Here is a 15,632-nt window from a genome sequence, read left to right as displayed (position 1 = left end):
GCTCAGGCGCCCTGGTATTCGGCCCTGGGGCCGAGCGTGGCCGCGATTTCCTTGCGGTAGCGGTTGAGTTCCTGCACGGTCTTGAAGCTGCGGTTCATCAGCAGGCTCAGGTTGTGCAGGATGCGCTCGCCGACCTTGTTTTCCCAGACGGCGTCGAACTTGATCTGCTTGTCCAGCCAGTGCTCCAGCCAGTCCGGGTCGGGCACGCGGCTCTGGATGGTGTCGTTCGGGAACAGCGCCTTGTTGACGTGCAGATTGGTCGGATGCAGCGCCTGGGCGGTGCGCCGGGCGCTGGCCATCAGCACGCCGACCTTGGTGAAGGCGGCGCGCGCCTCGTCGCCGAACTTCTCGAGCGCGCGCTTCATGTAGCGCAGGTAGGCCCCGCCGTGGCGGGCCTCGTCCTGGCTCAGGGTGGTGTAGATGTGCTTGATGACCGGCTCGGTGTGCCACTCGGCGGCCCGGCGGTACCAGTGGTTGAGGCGGATCTCGCCGCAGAAATGCAGCATCAGGGTCTCGAGCGGCGGCGCCGGGTCGAAGTCGAAGCGCACCTCGTGCAGTTCCTGCTCGGTGGGGGCGTGCTGGGGGCTGAAGCGCTTGAGGTATTCCATCAGCACCAGCGAATGCTTCTGCTCCTCGAAGAACCAGATCGACATGAAGGCGGAGAAATCGCTGTCGTGGCGGTTGTCGCGCAGGAACATCTCGGTGGCGGGCAGGGCGGCCCACTCGGTGATGGCGTTCATCTTGATGGTCTGGGCCTGTTCTTCCGACAGGCGGCTCGCATCGAAGGACTGCCAGGGAATGTCCTTGTCCATGTCCCAGCGGACGGATTCGAGCTGTCTGAAAAGTTCCGGGTAGAGCATCAATGACTTTCTGAACCCGGCGATTTTAGACGCGGGGTTTGGCGCCCTCGTGACAAGCGCGCGATGATGCGGTATAGACGCCCGCGCCACCGCCCCGGCCGAGCCCCTTTTTCACTCTTGGAAACCGCCATGCGACGCCCCCTCCAACGGCCTTTTGTTGCTCCCTTTTTTGCGGCCTTCGCGGCGGCCGTCTGCCTGCTGCCTGCGGCCGCGGGCGCCCAGGACGCCGCAAGGCCCGCCGCCACGGCGGCCCCTGCCGGCTGCCCGCCCATCCTGCAACACACCTTCCCCCGCCTGCAAGACGAGAAACCCCAGGCCCTGTGCCAGTACACGGGGAAGGTGGTGCTGGTGGTCAACACCGCGAGCTTCTGCGGCTTCACGCCCCAGTACAAGGGCCTGGAGGCGCTGGACAGCAAGTACCGCTCGCGCGGGCTGGTGGTGCTGGGCTTCCCCTCCAACGACTTCTCGCAGGAGACCGGCACCAACAAGGAGATTGCGGAGTTCTGCGAAAGCACCTTCGGCGTGAAGTTTCCGATGTTCGCCAAATCGTCTGTGCGCGGCGCGGAGGCCAACGCCCTGTTCAAGGAGCTGGCGCAGGCCTCGGGCACGACGCCCAAGTGGAATTTCTACAAATATCTGATCAGCCGCGAGGGCAAGGTGGTGGAGTCGTATTCGAGCATGACCTCGCCGGACGACCGGGCCTTCGTGCGCGACCTCGAGAAGCAGCTCGGGCCGCAGTGAGGCTGCGGATTTGGCCGACGCGGCGGAGGGTGCAGGGGCTCGTTCACAAACGCTTACCACTGGCCGGGGAACCGGCCCGCACGGGCCGGGCTCTTATCGGTTCGGGTGTGAAAAAAAGCCCGAGCGTTTTTCATGTTGCGAGGCCTTCCGGGCGCCTGACGTCCGGTCGAAATCCCGAGGCGATTCTTCTCCTCCTCCCTCCCTCCCTCCTTCGTTTCGGGGCGCCTCGCAACATCTTTATCTCTCCCCAAAACAAAAGCCCCGCAATGCGGGGCTTTTGTTTTGGGGCCGTGCTTGATGCTCAGGGGGCCGTGTCGGCGAAGCTCGGGCGCAGCATGAGCTTGTCGTAGAGCTTGCCGAGGTTCGGGTGCTCGCCGCGCCAGTCGATATCGGGGAAGCGGAAGCCGATCCACCCGAGCGCGCAGCCGACCGAGATGTCCGACAGGCTCAGGTGGATGCCGCTGCAGAAGGGCTTGTCGCCCAGGCCCTTGGCCATGGCGCGGATGCCGGCCTCGACCTTGGCGCGCTGGCGGTCGATCCAGGCCTGGCTGCGCTCGCCGTCGGCGCGGCGGGCCCAGGTGGCCTCGAGGCGCCAGAGCACGCCGGCGTCCATCACGCCGTCGGCGAGGGCCTCCCAGGTCTTGACCTCGGCGCGCTCGCGGCCGGGCTGCGGGATCAGCTTGCCGACCGGGGACAGGGTGTCCAGGTACTCGACGATCACGCGCGAGTCGAACATGGCCTCGCTGCCGTCCATGATCAGGCAGGGCACCTTGCCCAGCGGGTTGGAACTCGCGATGGTCGTGTCGTCGGACCAGACGTCCTCGATCACGAACTGGTAGTCGAGCCGCTTCTCGGCCATGACCACGCGCACTTTGCGCACATAAGGGCTGGCTGCGGATCCGATCAGTTTCATGCGGGCTCTCTCCCCCTCGGGGTCGTCGTTGTAGCGTTTTGATTCTAGGGGAAGGCGCGCAGTGCAGAATCCGGCTTCCAAGCCAACGAGGGAGAAGGTAGGAGAACATGGTCACAGAAGTGCCAGCAGACACCGCGCCCGAGCGCCATCCGATCGAGTTCACGGCCAGCGGCAGCGAGTACTTCCGCATCTGGATCGTGAACCTGCTGCTCATCGTCCTCACCCTCGGCATCTACCTGCCCTGGGCCAAGGTGCGCAAGCTCAAGTACTTCTACAGCAACACCTGGGTCGGCGGCGACGCGCTGGACTTCCACGGCGAGCCGGCCAAGATGCTGCGCGGCACGCTGATCGCCGCCGGCTTCCTGATTGCCTACTCGGTGGGCAGCAACTTCTCGGGCTGGGCGGCACTGCTGGCGGCGCTGGCCTTCGTGGCGCTGTGGCCGGCCCTGTTCCGCTCGGCGATGCGCTTTCGGCTGGCCAACACCAGCTGGCGGGGCCTGCGCTTTCATTTCGCGGGCGACACCGCGGGTGCCTACGCCTGCATGCTGCCGCCCCTGGGGCTGGCCCTGCTGCCGGTGGCCCTGGCGGGGGCGATGGCCGGCGCGCCGGTGGACGGCAAGCCACCCGTCCTGCCGGCGCTGGCCACCGGCGTGGTCGGCCTGGGCATGCTGGCCTTCATGGCGGGGCTGCCCTATTTCCTCTGGCGCGTGCGGCGCTACCAGCACGACAACTACGCCATCGGCCCGCTGCAGACCCGGCTCAAGGCCGACCTGGGCGTGCTCTACGGCATCTTCATCAAGCTGATCGGGATCAGCTTCGCGGCCTTGGTGGTCATGCTGCTGGCGGGCGGCCTCTTCGCCTTCGCAGGGCGCAAGACCGGCACCGGCGCCGGCTTTGTGGTCGTGGCGGCGCTCATGGGCTTCGGCGCGATCCTGCTCATCAACATCCTTCCCAAGTCCTACCTGCAGGTCCGGCTGCAGAACCTGCTGTGGTCGACCACCGGCAACGAGGTGCTGCGCTTCGACAGCCGCCTGAAGTTCAGCAGCTACATGGGGCTGCAGTGCAGGAACTACCTGCTGATCTTCCTCACGCTCGGCCTCTACTGGCCCTTCGCGGTGGTGAACACGCGGCGCGCCCAACTCGAGGCAGTCGAGCTGCGGACGCGCATCGGGCTCGACCAGCTCAGCCAGGCGGCGGGACGGGAGGACCCGGGCGCCACCGGCGACATGGCGGCCGACCTGTTCGGGCTGGACATCGGCTTGTGAGCGCCGCACGGCCGGCGGAATGAGCTCAGCCCTGGAGGTCCGCTTCTTCGACGGCCGCAGCAGCCGGCCCCAGGCCGCGCGCCTGCACGCCCAGGGCGACGTGCTGACCATCGCGCCGGCGCCCGGCGAAGCTTTCGCCGCGTTCAGCGTGCCCTTGACGCCGCTGCGCTGGCCCGAGCGCACGCGCCACGGCGGCCGCCTGCTGCAGCTGCCGCAGGGCGCCAGCGTGCAGGCCCTCGATGTCGCGGCCTGGGACGCCTGGGTGGCCCAGCTCGGCCGCGGCGAGAGCTGGGTGGTGCGCGCCCAGCAGAACTGGCGCGGCGTGGCGCTGGCCCTCGTGCTGCTGTTGGCTGCCACCGCGGCCCTGTACCAGTGGGGCCTGCCCTGGGTCGCGCGCGGCGTGACCGCGGCGGTCCCCACCAGCGTCGACGCGATGATTGGCGCCGAGGTGCTCGAATCCATCGACCAGTCGCTGCTGGCGCCCAGTGCGCTGCCTCCGCAGGAGCAGGAGCGCCTGCGCCGCGCCTTCGCGCGGATGGTGCAGGCGGCCCATCCGGAAGGCGCGCCGGCCTGGAAGCTGGAGTTCCGTCGCGCCCGCGACAAGCGCTTGGGCCCCAACGCGCTGGCGCTACCGGGCGGCACCATCATCCTGACCGACGAACTGGTGGAGCTGCTGCCTGGCGACCCCGACGCGGTCCTCGGCGTGCTGGGCCACGAGTTCGGCCACGTGCGGCTGCGCCATGCGATGCGTCAGCTGGTGCAGGCCTCGGCGATCGGCTTTGCGGTGTCCGTGGCCTTTGGCGACTTCGGCACGCTGATCGGCAGTGCGCCGGTGCTCCTGGCCTCGCTCGGCTACTCGCGCGATGCCGAGCGCGAGGCCGACGCCGAATCGGTGCGGCTGATGCGCGCCGCCGGCATCTCGCCGCGCGTGATGGTCGGCTTCTTCGAGGCCATCGAGCGCTGGCGCGCCGGCCAGAAGCGCGCCGGGGTGGACGACGACGCCATCGGTCTGGCCTTCTCCTCGCACCCGGCCACGGCCGAGCGCATCGCCTTCTTCCGCGACGCGGCGGCCAACTGAAATTGAAGGCCCCGGGGCGGCACCTAAAATTCAGGCATGAGTTTCTCCACCGTCTCCGCCCTCTCCCCCCTTGACGGCCGCTACGCGGCCAAGCTCTCGGCCTTGCGGCCGCTGATGAGCGAACAGGGCTACATGCACCGGCGGGTCCAGGTCGAGGTCGCGTGGTTCATCGCACTGTCGGACTGCGGCTTCCCCGAGTTCAAGCCGCTCACCGGCGGCGCGCGCAAGTACCTGCTGGGCCTGGTCACCAACTTTTCCGAGGCCGACGCGGTCGCGATCAAGCAGATCGAGAAAACCACCAACCACGACGTGAAGGCGGTGGAGTACTGGATCAAGTCCAAGTTCGAGGCGCGGCCCGAGCTGCTCGCGGCCTCGGAGTTCGTGCATTTCGCCTGCACCAGCGAGGACATCAACAACACCAGCCACGCGCTGCAGATCCAGGCGGCGCGCGAGAAGGTCGTACTGCCCGCGATCGACGGCCTGATCGCCACCCTGCGCGAGATGGCAGGCCGCTTCGCCGAGGTGCCGATGCTGTCGCGGACGCACGGCCAGACCGCCAGCCCGACCACCGTCGGCAAGGAAATCGCGAACGTGGCGGTGCGCCTGGCCAAGGCGCGCGAGCGCATCGCCGGCGTGGCGCTGCTGGGCAAGATGAACGGCGCGGTGGGCAACTACAACGCCCACATGGCGGCCTGGCCCGAGTTCGACTGGGAGGCCTTCAGCCGCAAGGTGGTCGAGACGCCCGCGCCGCTGGGCCTGGGCCTCGCCTTCCAGCCCTACAGCATCCAGATCGAGCCGCACGACTACATGGCCGAGCTCTTCGATGCGGTGGCGCGGATCAACACCATCCTGGTCGACTTCGCGCGCGACGTCTGGGGCTACGTGGGCCTGGGCTATTTCAAGCAGCGGCTCAAGAAGGGCGAGATCGGCTCCTCGACCATGCCGCACAAGGTCAACCCCATCGACTTCGAGAACGCCGAGGGCAACCTGGGGCTGGCCAACGCGCTGCTGCGCCACCTGAGCGAGAAGCTGCCGATCAGCCGCTGGCAGCGTGACCTGACCGACAGCACCGTGCTGCGCAACATCGGCGTGGCCTTCGGCTATGCGGTGCTGGCCTATGCGAGCCTGGCGACCGGGCTGGGCAAGCTGGAGCTCAACGAGGAGGCGCTGGCCGAGGACCTCGAGGCTTCCTGGGAAGTGCTGGCCGAGCCAATCCAGACCGTGATGCGGCGCTTCGGCGTGCAGGGCGCGTATGAGCAGCTCAAGGAGGTCACGCGCGGCAAGACGGTGACCGCCGAGGCGTTGCACAAGCTGATCCGCTCGCTCGAAATCCCCGACGCCGAGAAGGAACGGCTGCTGGCCATGACGCCGGGCAGCTACACCGGCAAGGCGGCCGAGCTGGCGCGGCGGGCGCAGGCCTCCTAGCGCTCCCAGCACGCAAGCACCCTTTCTCAACCCTGTCAGCCAGCGCCGCCTTCGCGTCGGTGCAAGCCAGCAACCCATGAGACAGATCCGCCTCATCCCATGCTGCTGCGCCCTGTATTGCGACGCCTCTGGCTCCAGGCTCATCGCTGGACCGCCCTCGGCCTTGGCTGGCTTCTTGCGCTGACGGCCCTGCTCGGCGCCGCGCTGGTCGTGGCGCAGCCGCTGGACCACTGGGCCCATCCCCGGCTTTTTGTTTCGGTATCGGCCGGCAGCGCGCCCGCGGCGCCGCTGGAACCTGTGCGCCAGCGTCTGCTGCGCGAGTTCGGCCCGCGCACCGGCCTCACGCTGCGCCCGCCGCGCGTGCCCGGCGACACGCTCTGGGTGCGCGTGCGCGGCAGTTGGAACGGCACGGTGTACCTGGATCCGGCCACCGGGCTGGAGCAGGGCCGGCGCGGCGAGCACGAGGGTGCCTTCAATCTGCTGTTCGAAATCCACAGCTCGCTGCTGCTCGAGGACACGGGCAAGGCCCTGCTCGCGGGCGCGGCGCTCGCTTATGCACTGCTGCTGCTGTCCGGCCTGGTGCTGTGGTGGCCGACGCGCTGGCCGCCCTCCTGGCGGGTCGAGCTGCGCCGGGGCCTGGTACGCGGGTTGTTCGACCTGCATCGCACCGGCGGGGCACTTCTGGGGCTGCTGGTGCTGGTGTCGGTGCTGAGCGGCGCGTACATGGCCTGGCCGCCGCTGCGCGGCTTCGTCAGCGCGCTGGCCGGGTCGCCGCCGACAGCGCCGCCCGCCGTGCCGAAGGGCCCCGTCGAAGGCCCGCCGGCCACGCTCGACGCGCTGGTCGAGCGGGCCCGGGCCGTCTTCCCGCGCCAACCGATCGGCTACATCCACCTGCCGCCGCAGCCGGCGCGTCCGGTGCAGGTGCGCTTCAGGCTGGACGACGACCCGCATCCCAACGGGCTGAGCTCGGTCTGGCTGCATCCGGTCAGCGGCGAGGTGCTGGGCACGCGCCGCTGGAACGCACTGGACCCCGGTGCGCGCGCCGTGGCCGTGATCTACCCCTTGCACACCGGCGCGCTCGGCGGGTCCGCGCACTCGGTGCTCACGGCACTGACCGGGCTGGTCCTGGGCGGCCTGGGCGTCAGCGGGCTCTGGCTCTGGTGGCGCCGGCGGCGTCGCTGAGCCTGCCCCCCTTTTTTTTCTTTTTCATCGATCTCCATGAGCACCATGCACACCCATCCCTTGCCCTCGCGCACCATCGTCGCCGCCGCTTGCGGCCTGATGCTCGCCATGAGCGCCGCAGCCCAATCGAGCGTGACGGACGCCGAGGCACCGACGCTCGGCACCATCCAGGTCAGCGGCGACTGGCTGGGCTCGGGCCTGCAGAACAGCGTGCAGGGCTTTGCCGGCGCACGCACGCTGGTCCAGCGCCCGGCCATCTCCGACACCGGCGCCGCGAGCATCGGCGACGTGATGCGCACCATTCCCGGCGTGCAGGTGACCGACAACTCGTCCAGCGGCGGCAGCGCGATCTCGCTCAACATCGGCGTGCGCGGGCTCGAAGGCCGCTACTCGCCGCGCTCGACCGTGCTGCTCGACGGCATCCCGCTGGCGGTGGCGCCCTACGGCCAGCCGCAGCTGTCCTTCGCGCCGGTGAGCCTGGCCAACATCGAATCGATCGACGTGGTGCGCGGCGGCGGTGCGGTGCGCTACGGGCCGCAGAACGTGGGCGGCATCATCAACTTCCGCACGGGCTCGATCCCGAACGAGCCGCTCGCGGGCGATGTCTCGCTGCGCTACAACAGCTTCGGCGAGGGCGGGCACAGCACCCAGTACAGCACCTTCATCGGCGGCCAGGTCACCAAGGAATTGGGGCTCGCGCTGCTCTATTCCGGCTCCGACGGCAGCGGCTGGCGCGAGCACAGCAAGGAAAGAATCGACGACGTGGCGCTCAAGTTCCGCCATGAGCTGAGCCCCACCTCCGAGCTGTACGGCAAGTTCTCCTACTACGAGGCCCGCACCGAGGTGCCCGGCGGCCTGAATCGCGCCCAGTACGCGGCCGACCCCTTCCAGTCGCAGCGCACGCGCGATCTCTGGAGCGGGCGCCGCACCGGCATCGACCTGGGCTACCTCAACACGATCTCGGACACGCAGGAGTTCGAGCTGCGCGCCTTCTACAACGACAGCTTCCGCCAGAGCCTCCTGGCCAACAACTTCGACGCCAGCGCCACCTCGGTGAGCAACCAGCCGCGCAACTACGGCGTGCTGGGCATCGAGCCGCGCTACACGCAGCGCTTCGCCACCGGCAGCGTGACGCAGGACGTCAGCGTGGGCTACCGCTACATCCGCGAGCGCGCGGACGAGACCAACGTGAACATCAACCTGCGCACCGCGCGGCCGACCATCGCGCGCCGCTCGGAGAACAGCACCGACGCGCACGCCCTCTACATCGACGACCAGGTCGCGATCGGCCGCTGGCGCGTGACGCCCGGCGTGCGCTTCGAGCGCATCGAGACCGGCCGCGAAAACACGCTCACCGGCTACGGCGAGAGCGTGAAGAACAGCAAGTCGCTGCCCTCGGTCAACGTGACCTATCTGCTGAGCCGCGAGCTGACGCTGTTCGCCAACTACAACACCTCCTTCGGCAGCATCCAGCACCTGCAGCTCAACTTGAACCCGCTGGGCAATCCGCTGATGCCGGAAGTGGCGAAGACGGTCGAGGCCGGGGCGCGCTGGAAAAGCGGCAACCTGTCGGCCGAGGCCACCCTGTTCAACATGCGCTTCGACAACCAGCTGCTGTTCGTCGGCAGCTCCAACTATTTCCTGAACCTCGGCGAGACGCGCCACGAAGGCTTGGAGGCCAGCGTCGACTACGCCTTCGACCGGTCGGGACCGCTGGCAGGCTTCAGCACCTACGCGACGCTGACCAGCACGCGCGCCAAGCTGCGCTCGGGCAGCTTCGCCGGCAACGACGTGCCCTTCTACTCGCGCCACACCGACACCGTCGGCGCGCGCTACGCGGTCGGCGACTGGAGCTTCAATCTCTCCAGCACGCACCAATCGAGCCAGTTCGCGGACGAGGCCAACACAGCGGCGGAGAACGCGGCCGGCACGGTGGGCGTGATCCCGGGCTTCCGGGTCTGGAACGTGCAGGCGCGCTGGAAGATGCCCGGCAAGCGGGGCGTGGAATTGGCGGTGGGCGTCAACAACCTGGCGGACAAGCGCTACTTCACGCGCACCACCGACACCAACGCCGGCAAGCTGGTGGGCGCGCCGCGCACGGTGTACGTGCAGGGCCGCATGATGTTCTGAGCCGCGCCGCGCAGCCTACACTCGCGACCCCATGGCCCTCAAATCCACCATCTTCAAGGCCACCCTCGCGGTGGCGGACATCGACCACGGCTACTACGCCGACCATGCGCTCACGCTGGCGCGCCACCCGAGCGAGACCGACGAGCGGATGATGATCCGGCTGGTGGCGCTGGCGCTCAACGCCTACAAGCTGCAGGACGTCTGCCAGGGCGACGGCACGCTGGCCTTCGGCGCCGGGCTGTCGAACCCGGACGAGCCCGACGTGTGGCTGCGCGACTTCACGGGCGCGGTGCGGCTGTGGATCGAGGTCGGCCAGCCGGAGGACAAGCCGATCATCAAGGCCTGCGGCAAGGCCGACGAGACCATCGTCTACGCCTTCCACCATGCGGCCGAGGTCTGGTGGCGCGGCATCGAGAACAAGCTCACGCGGCCGCAGAACCTGGCCGTCTATCGCGTGCCGACCGCCGCCTCGCAGGCACTGGCCGCGCTCGCGCAGCGCTCGATGCAGCTGCAGGCCACCATCCAGGAAGGCACGCTGATGCTGGGCGACGGCACGCACAGCGTAGACATCGAGCCGCTGCGCTGGAAGTAGGGCGGGGTCAGGCGTCGCGGGGCATCATCGCGCCGCAGCGCCAGCACTGCTCGAAGCCACCCTCGACCAGCTCGCCGCAACGGCACTGCCAGCGCCGCTGGGGCCGGTGCTGCAGGGCATCGAGCAACTGCCCGGCGCGCTCGAACTGCGCCTCGTCCTCGACCCAGATCTCGGGCAGGCACTGGTCGGGCGGCAGCTGTCCGGCGGCCGCGCCCAGGTATTCGCGCTGCACGGAGACCGCGACGCCTTCCTCCCGCAAGGCATCGGCCCAGAGGGTGGCGATCGCCAGGTTGGGGGCTTGCGCGAGGCGGCGCATGGCGCATGTGCCTGTTCAGCGCGGCAGCTCGGCCGATTCGGCCGGTTCGGCCGGCACGGGCTCGTCGTCCGGCCAGACGGGCTCGGCCTCGCGCGCGCGTTCGGCATAGCGGTTGAAGCGCCAGGCCTTGTCCAGCATGGTGATGCGGCGCCATGTGGCGCGCTTCTGGGCCGGCGTCATCGAGGGCCAGTGCTGCACCTCGTCGAAACTGCGGCCGCAGCCCTTGCACTCGTCGTCGCCCTGGCTGGTGGAGCAGATGGCGATGCAGGGGGTGTCGGGGGTGCTCTGGTACCAGGCCAGCCAGGCGTCCCAGGCCTTGGGCGGAAAGCCGACCTCGTCGGCCTCGTCTTCGTGGTGGAACACCATCAGCGCGTAGACCTCGGCCAGCGCGCGCAGCTCGGGCGCGAGGGTGATGCCGTCGGGCGAGGGCTTTCTGTCGCGCCAGTAGTTGATGGCGGCCTCGATGTCTGTGATGTGAATGGCGGCCATGAGGGTCTGAAAAATGCGGCTGGGCATCATAGTGCCGGCAAAATCCGGCGGCGGGTGAAGGTTATGCCTTGCTCTTAAATCGATAGCATGCAATGCCCTCGCGGCGCAACACAGCGGCGCTTTTTCTTTAAGACCCGAGAAAAATCAGGTTGCCAGCCCGGGTGCCTCGATGCTCTAATCGCGCCCACGAAGGGGAGTAGCTCCCACCCGTCCTCCACGAGGGCGGACTTCGACAGGTCGTCAATACGAAGACAACACTTCCGGCCTGTCGGGCAGTTCACGCTGCCGAGCAAGACCTTCGATTAGAGCTCGCGCGGGTTCGATCGAAGCGTTTGCATGTCCGGGACCCCTGGGGTCCTCATTCAGCCGCTTGATCCGACTCGCATGGGATGAAGCATCACGAACAGAGGACTCTATGGAACAGTTCCTGACCCCCGAATTCTGGGTCGCCGTCGGTCAAATCATCATGATCGACATTCTTTTGGGCGGCGACAACGCCGTCGTCATCGCGCTGGCCTGCCGCAAGCTGCCGCCCGCGCAACGCACCAAGGGCATTCTCTGGGGCACGGCCGGCGCCATCCTGCTGCGCGTGATCCTCATCTTCTTCGCGCTCACCCTGCTGGCCATCCCCTTCCTGAAACTGGCCGGCGCGCTGCTGCTGGTGTGGATCGGCGTCAAGCTGCTCGCACCCGAGCATGACGATGCGCACGGCAACATCGCCGCCAGCGACAAGCTGTGGTCTGCCGTCAAGACCGTGATCGTGGCCGACCTGGTGATGAGCGTGGACAACGTGATCGCCATCGCCGGCGCCGCCCAGGGCGCGGGCCAGGGCCATCAGATGCCGCTGGTGATCTTCGGCCTGCTCGTGAGCATTCCGATCATCGTCTGGGGCAGCCAGCTGGTCATCAAGCTGATGGACCGCTTCCCCATCATCATCACGGCGGGCGGCATGCTGCTGGGCTGGATCGCGGGCACCATGGCCGTGACCGATCCCTCGGTGGTCAACCCCGCCGCCTGGACCTGGGTGCCGAAGCTGCCGCAGACCGACACGGTGCGCTACATTGCCGGTATCGGCGGCGCGCTGCTGGTGCTGGCAATCGGCAAGTGGGTGGCCATGCGCCGGCCCAAGCCGCAGGACACCGCCACCGCCTGATCTCGTCGCCAAAGTCTCTGTCACTCTAACGAAGGCAACAAGGAGCACCCGATGGAAAAGATCATTCTGTATGTCGACGACGCGCCTTATGCGCGCGAGCTGCTCTCGCGGCTCACGCCGGAAGCAGTCGGCACGGGTGCCCGCCATTGGGTGCTGGTGGCCTGCGCCCCGCGCATGACGCATCGCATCAGCAAATGGGTGAGCCACAGCGCGCGTGAGAACTGGCGCAACAAGTGGCTGGCGAAGACACAGGAGCAGCTCCTGCCGCTGCTGCAGCTGGAGGACAGCCAGGTGACTTCCGTCCTGGCCAAGGGCCCGCTGGCCGAGCTGACGCAGCGCCTGAAGATGGAGCACGGCACCGCCCGCGTGATCGACGCCCGCCGCCCGAAGATCGGCGTGGACCTCGAGCCGGTGGCGCCGGACGTGCAGTCGCCCGGCCAGTCCGGCTGGGCCCTGCCCGGCGCGGTGCTCGGGATGGGCGCACTGCTGGTGCTGGCGAACGAGCTGACCGACTGAGGCGCGCGCCGCAACCGGACGCATGCGCCTCGTCATCAAGTGGCTGCTCAGCGCGCTCGCGCTGCTGGCGGTGACCTACATCTACACCGGAGTGCAGGTGTCGAGCTTCACCTCGGCACTGATCGCCGCCGCCGTGATCGGCCTGCTCAACATGGTGGTGCGGCCGGTGCTGGTGGTGCTCACGCTGCCGGTCACCATCGTCACGCTGGGCCTCTTCCTGTTCGTGATCAACGCCCTGCTGTTCTGGGCCGCTTCGGGGCTGCTGCACGGCTTCCACGTCAATGGATTCGTGGCGGCGCTGATCGGCTCGCTGATCTATTCCCTGCTGGGCCTGATCATCGAGGCCGCGCTGGGCGGCCTGTTCAAAGGCCGCTGAGCCCGGTACTTATTTGAGCGGCGGCTCCGCCGCCTGCTCCTTGACCAGCACCTCGATCGCCCGCGCGCGGGTGTCGACGATCGACGCCTCGTAGTGGTCGATGGGCGCTCCGCCCTTGTGCATGAACTCCTGCGCCGCCTTGAAGCGATCGCGCGCACCCGGATAGTCGAGCACAGCCACGTTGGCCTCGGCATCGGCGCGGATGGCGCGCAGCGTGTCGTTCTGCGCGCCGTAGAGGCGGCCCAGCATGCGCCAGGCCGTCGCATCGCGCGGATGCGATGCCACCCAGTCGCGCAACGGCGCCACCATCGGCTTCGGAGTGCGGGTGGCGGCGGCAGCCTGCGCGGCCAGCAGCATCTCGGGCCGGTTCTTGGCTTGCAGGTCGAGCAGCGTGGCCGCCTTCGACGCGTCGTCAGCGGCGAGCTCGATCTCGGCCGAGAGCAGTCGCGCCAGCCGCGCGGCCGGCGCATCTTCCGACGTCCGCGCCACCAGCCGCTGCGCCAGCGCGCGGGCGGACTTGTAGTCGCGCAGCTCGTTGGTCGCCAGGGCCGCCGCGTAGAGCGTGCCGGCCTGCTGCGCCGGCGTGCTGCGCGCGAACTCGCCGCTGCCGGCCGCGTCGATCCACAGCCGCAGCACGTCAACGCCCGGGCGCACCAGCACGCGGGCGCGGGCGGCGATCATCGCGTGGTCCATTGCCAGCGGCATGGTGACGCCGCTGCCCGGCCTGAACTGGTAGCGGCCCTGCATGTCGGCCACCCGCTCGCTGTTGAGCGGATGGCTGCGCAGGTAAGGGTAGGAGCCGTTGTCGTTGAGGCGCGACGCGTACTGCAGCTTCTCGAACATCGCGGCCGCGCCCTGCGGCGCGTAGCCCGCCTGCGTCATGACGCCGAAGCCGATGCGGTCGGCCTCGCGTTCCATGTCGCGCGAGAAGCTGAGCTGGTTCTGCATGAAGGCCGCCTGGCTGCCCATCAGCACGGCCTGGCCGGCATCCCCGTTGCGGCTTTTGCCGGCGGCGATCATGCCCAGGATCATGCCGGCCAGCAGCAGCGGCATCTGCCGGCTCTGCTTGGCCATGATGCGCGAGATGTGGCGCTGCGTGACGTGCGAGAGCTCGTGGCCGAGCACCGTGGCGAGCTCGTCGCGGCTGCCGGTGACCGAGATCAGCCCGAGGTGCAGGCCCAGATAGCCGCCCGGCAGCGCGAAGGCGTTGATGCTGCGGTCGCGCCCCAGCAGCACGGTCCAGGCGAAGCGCTCGTCGAGCTCGGGCGTGAGATCGCCGCGCAGGCGCGCCGCCGCCAGCAGGCGCTGCCAGATGTCCTGCACGTACTCGGCCAGCACCGGATCGTCGATGTAGTCGGGATCGCGGTACAGCTCGCGCGCGATCTGGTCGCCGAGCCGGCGCTCGGCGCTGGCCGTCATCTCGCCGCCGTCGCCCATGCCCGGCAGCTGGGCGCGCGCCAGCGGCGGCATCGCGAGCTGGCAGGCGATCAGGAGGGAGGCGCAGAGCGTCCGCAGCAGAGGCTTCGGCTTGCGGGTCGGAGGGGGAGAAGAGGTCCGGCGCAGCATGGCATGGGTCGATGGCTGGGCCTCGTATGATGCTTCACTCCGTGGAACGTTCAAGCATGAGTTCTCTTACCCATTTCGACGCCCAAGGCCAGGCCCACATGGTGGACGTGGCCGCCAAGCCGGCCACGCACCGCGTGGCGGTGGCAACGGGCCGTATCGAAATGCAAGCGGCGACCCTCGCCCTGATCGAATCGGGCACGGCGAAGAAGGGCGACGTGCTGGGCATCGCGCGCATCGCGGGCATCCAGGCGGCCAAGAAGACCAGCGACCTGATCCCGCTGTGCCATCCGCTGGCGCTGACGCGCGTGGCGGTGGATTTCGGCCCGGGCGAGGGCGGCGTGCCGCAGGTGGTGTGTACCGCCACCGTCGAGACGGTGGGGCCCACCGGGGTGGAGATGGAAGCCCTGACCGCCGTGCAGGTGGCGCTGCTGACCATCTACGACATGTGCAAGGCGGTGGATCGGGGGATGACGATCACCGGCGTGCATGTGCGCGAGAAGCATGGCGGCAAGTCGGGGAGCTATGTGGCGGCGCCTCCTGTAACGTGAGTGAGCGCTAGCCGCAGAGCGACGGAGCGCCCACCGGCTCGCGGTCCCGGAAGGCTCTAAAGCCTCAGAAAACTCGTTCTTGTCCCACGCCTGTCCCAGTAAGGCGCGAGATGGCATCGATTCGAGAACGGTTTGGCACGTGGCAGGCACGCGTGCGACGAGAGGGCTACCCAGTTGAAGTAAGGAGCTTCCCGACACGCGCCGAAGCGCAGAAGTGGGCGCGGCACATGGAAGCGACCATGGACAGCGGCGCCTACAGGTCACGCAGCGGCGTAGACAAGGCGCTACTCAGCGACGTGCTGCAACGGTATGCCGATGAGATTTCCCCCACGAAGCGAGGGCACCTCGATGAGGTCATTCGCATCAAGGCGCTCAAGCGCTTCAAGCTGGCCGCGTTCAGCTTGGCCCCGGCGGCCACCCAAACTCCTCCACCTTTGGCCAGCTTAAATTCCCCCACCCCGGCGGCGCTCTGACGCGCTGAG

The 15,632-nt window shown here is 68.5% G+C and carries 17 protein-coding genes; 12 read left to right on the top strand and 5 right to left on the bottom strand.

Annotated elements, in window-relative coordinates:
• Window positions 1–2: 2 nt before the first annotated feature.
• Window positions 3–860 (bottom strand): ferritin family protein, encoded by an 858-nt coding sequence (locus AC3A6X_RS27330; RefSeq protein ID WP_309959692.1) that lies wholly within the window; start codon window positions 858–860, stop codon window positions 3–5.
• A gap of 129 nt (window positions 861–989) precedes the next feature.
• Here AC3A6X_RS27330 and AC3A6X_RS27325 point away from each other — a divergent pair, with 129 nt between their 5' ends.
• The gene (locus AC3A6X_RS27325; RefSeq protein WP_309959691.1) at window positions 990–1,601 is read left to right on the top strand and encodes a glutathione peroxidase; all 612 of its coding nucleotides are present in this window, start codon (window positions 990–992) and stop codon (window positions 1,599–1,601) included.
• A gap of 301 nt (window positions 1,602–1,902) precedes the next feature.
• Here the strand turns inward: AC3A6X_RS27325 and AC3A6X_RS27320 are convergent, their stop codons facing one another.
• Entirely contained in the window at window positions 1,903–2,514 is a 612-nt protein-coding gene (locus AC3A6X_RS27320; protein ID WP_309959689.1) for a glutathione S-transferase N-terminal domain-containing protein, read from the bottom strand.
• A gap of 119 nt (window positions 2,515–2,633) precedes the next feature.
• Here AC3A6X_RS27320 and AC3A6X_RS27315 point away from each other — a divergent pair, with 119 nt between their 5' ends.
• From AC3A6X_RS27315 to AC3A6X_RS27290, 6 genes are all read left to right on the top strand, one after another.
• Window positions 2,634–3,779 (top strand): YjgN family protein, encoded by a 1,146-nt coding sequence (locus tag AC3A6X_RS27315; RefSeq protein ID WP_487845092.1) that lies wholly within the window; start codon window positions 2,634–2,636, stop codon window positions 3,777–3,779.
• 19 nt (window positions 3,780–3,798) lie between these two features.
• A complete protein-coding gene (locus tag AC3A6X_RS27310; protein WP_487845091.1) occupies window positions 3,799–4,857 on the top strand; it encodes a M48 family metallopeptidase in 1,059 nt (352 codons plus the stop codon).
• A 36-nt stretch (window positions 4,858–4,893) separates the two neighbouring features.
• On the top strand, window positions 4,894–6,282 hold the full coding sequence (gene purB, locus AC3A6X_RS27305) for an adenylosuccinate lyase (RefSeq protein WP_487845090.1): 1,389 nt from the start codon (window positions 4,894–4,896) through the stop codon (window positions 6,280–6,282).
• 99 nt (window positions 6,283–6,381) lie between these two features.
• Complete coding sequence (locus AC3A6X_RS27300; protein ID WP_487845089.1) at window positions 6,382–7,464, top strand: PepSY-associated TM helix domain-containing protein; 1,083 nt, start codon at window positions 6,382–6,384, stop codon at window positions 7,462–7,464.
• Between the two features lie 36 nt (window positions 7,465–7,500).
• Window positions 7,501–9,594, top strand: coding sequence for a TonB-dependent receptor family protein (locus AC3A6X_RS27295; RefSeq protein ID WP_487845088.1), 2,094 nt, complete (start codon window positions 7,501–7,503; stop codon window positions 9,592–9,594).
• Window positions 9,595–9,625: 31 nt separating this feature from the next.
• Window positions 9,626–10,186, top strand: a complete 561-nt coding sequence (locus AC3A6X_RS27290) for a YaeQ family protein (RefSeq protein WP_106556140.1) — start codon at window positions 9,626–9,628, stop codon at window positions 10,184–10,186.
• Between the two features lie 7 nt (window positions 10,187–10,193).
• On the opposite strand, the gene AC3A6X_RS27285 is transcribed toward AC3A6X_RS27290, so the two are convergent.
• Together AC3A6X_RS27285 and AC3A6X_RS27280 are read right to left on the bottom strand one after the other, a co-directional pair.
• A complete protein-coding gene (locus AC3A6X_RS27285; RefSeq protein WP_487845087.1) occupies window positions 10,194–10,502 on the bottom strand; it encodes a putative signal transducing protein in 309 nt (102 codons plus the stop codon).
• A 15-nt stretch (window positions 10,503–10,517) separates the two neighbouring features.
• Window positions 10,518–10,991 (bottom strand): DUF3717 domain-containing protein, encoded by a 474-nt coding sequence (locus AC3A6X_RS27280; RefSeq protein ID WP_487845086.1) that lies wholly within the window; start codon window positions 10,989–10,991, stop codon window positions 10,518–10,520.
• A gap of 415 nt (window positions 10,992–11,406) precedes the next feature.
• Between AC3A6X_RS27280 and AC3A6X_RS27275 the strand changes: the two genes are divergently transcribed.
• From AC3A6X_RS27275 to AC3A6X_RS27265, 3 genes are read left to right on the top strand one after another with little or no spacing between them, the layout of a single operon-like run.
• Window positions 11,407–12,144 (top strand): TerC family protein, encoded by a 738-nt coding sequence (locus tag AC3A6X_RS27275; protein ID WP_487845085.1) that lies wholly within the window; start codon window positions 11,407–11,409, stop codon window positions 12,142–12,144.
• Window positions 12,145–12,195: 51 nt separating this feature from the next.
• Complete coding sequence (locus AC3A6X_RS27270; protein WP_487845084.1) at window positions 12,196–12,660, top strand: hypothetical protein; 465 nt, start codon at window positions 12,196–12,198, stop codon at window positions 12,658–12,660.
• A 22-nt stretch (window positions 12,661–12,682) separates the two neighbouring features.
• Window positions 12,683–13,036 (top strand): phage holin family protein, encoded by a 354-nt coding sequence (locus AC3A6X_RS27265; protein ID WP_487845083.1) that lies wholly within the window; start codon window positions 12,683–12,685, stop codon window positions 13,034–13,036.
• A 9-nt stretch (window positions 13,037–13,045) separates the two neighbouring features.
• Here AC3A6X_RS27265 and AC3A6X_RS27260 read toward each other — a convergent pair whose 3' ends face one another.
• Window positions 13,046–14,602, bottom strand: coding sequence for a M48 family metalloprotease (locus AC3A6X_RS27260; protein WP_487845082.1), 1,557 nt, complete (start codon window positions 14,600–14,602; stop codon window positions 13,046–13,048).
• Between the two features lie 56 nt (window positions 14,603–14,658).
• Between AC3A6X_RS27260 and moaC the strand changes: the two genes are divergently transcribed.
• Together moaC and AC3A6X_RS27250 are read left to right on the top strand one after the other, a co-directional pair.
• Entirely contained in the window at window positions 14,659–15,150 is a 492-nt protein-coding gene (gene moaC, locus AC3A6X_RS27255) for a cyclic pyranopterin monophosphate synthase MoaC (RefSeq protein ID WP_487845081.1), read from the top strand.
• Window positions 15,151–15,377: 227 nt separating this feature from the next.
• Window positions 15,378–15,623: a hypothetical protein gene (locus AC3A6X_RS27250; RefSeq protein ID WP_487845080.1), complete on the top strand. Its 246-nt coding sequence runs from the start codon at window positions 15,378–15,380 to the stop codon at window positions 15,621–15,623.
• Window positions 15,624–15,632 lie beyond the last annotated feature (9 nt).

This window comes from Variovorax sp. Soil_C_12 (assembly GCF_057657375.1).
Note: the sequence above shows the minus strand (reverse complement) of the source record. Positions and strands in the feature narration are given on the sequence as shown.

What these genes read in the sequence shown, in the direction of transcription:
- AC3A6X_RS27310 (WP_487845091.1), top strand. Translation starts at nt 3,799, where the DNA reads ATGAGCTCAGCCCTGGAGGTCCGCTTCTTCGACGGCCGCAGCAGCCGG.
- moaC (WP_487845081.1), top strand. Translation starts at nt 14,659, where the DNA reads ATGAGTTCTCTTACCCATTTCGACGCCCAAGGCCAGGCCCACATGGTG.
- AC3A6X_RS27300 (WP_487845089.1), top strand. Translation starts at nt 6,382, where the DNA reads ATGCTGCTGCGCCCTGTATTGCGACGCCTCTGGCTCCAGGCTCATCGC.
- AC3A6X_RS27265 (WP_487845083.1), top strand. Translation starts at nt 12,683, where the DNA reads ATGCGCCTCGTCATCAAGTGGCTGCTCAGCGCGCTCGCGCTGCTGGCG.
- AC3A6X_RS27330 (WP_309959692.1), bottom strand. Translation starts at nt 860, where the DNA reads ATGCTCTACCCGGAACTTTTCAGACAGCTCGAATCCGTCCGCTGGGAC.
- AC3A6X_RS27320 (WP_309959689.1), bottom strand. Translation starts at nt 2,514, where the DNA reads ATGAAACTGATCGGATCCGCAGCCAGCCCTTATGTGCGCAAAGTGCGC.
- AC3A6X_RS27250 (WP_487845080.1), top strand. Translation starts at nt 15,378, where the DNA reads ATGGAAGCGACCATGGACAGCGGCGCCTACAGGTCACGCAGCGGCGTA.
- AC3A6X_RS27275 (WP_487845085.1), top strand. Translation starts at nt 11,407, where the DNA reads ATGGAACAGTTCCTGACCCCCGAATTCTGGGTCGCCGTCGGTCAAATC.
- AC3A6X_RS27260 (WP_487845082.1), bottom strand. Translation starts at nt 14,602, where the DNA reads ATGCTGCGCCGGACCTCTTCTCCCCCTCCGACCCGCAAGCCGAAGCCT.
- AC3A6X_RS27290 (WP_106556140.1), top strand. Translation starts at nt 9,626, where the DNA reads ATGGCCCTCAAATCCACCATCTTCAAGGCCACCCTCGCGGTGGCGGAC.
- AC3A6X_RS27280 (WP_487845086.1), bottom strand. Translation starts at nt 10,991, where the DNA reads ATGGCCGCCATTCACATCACAGACATCGAGGCCGCCATCAACTACTGG.
- AC3A6X_RS27270 (WP_487845084.1), top strand. Translation starts at nt 12,196, where the DNA reads ATGGAAAAGATCATTCTGTATGTCGACGACGCGCCTTATGCGCGCGAG.
- AC3A6X_RS27325 (WP_309959691.1), top strand. Translation starts at nt 990, where the DNA reads ATGCGACGCCCCCTCCAACGGCCTTTTGTTGCTCCCTTTTTTGCGGCC.
- AC3A6X_RS27285 (WP_487845087.1), bottom strand. Translation starts at nt 10,502, where the DNA reads ATGCGCCGCCTCGCGCAAGCCCCCAACCTGGCGATCGCCACCCTCTGG.
- AC3A6X_RS27295 (WP_487845088.1), top strand. Translation starts at nt 7,501, where the DNA reads ATGAGCACCATGCACACCCATCCCTTGCCCTCGCGCACCATCGTCGCC.
- purB (WP_487845090.1), top strand. Translation starts at nt 4,894, where the DNA reads ATGAGTTTCTCCACCGTCTCCGCCCTCTCCCCCCTTGACGGCCGCTAC.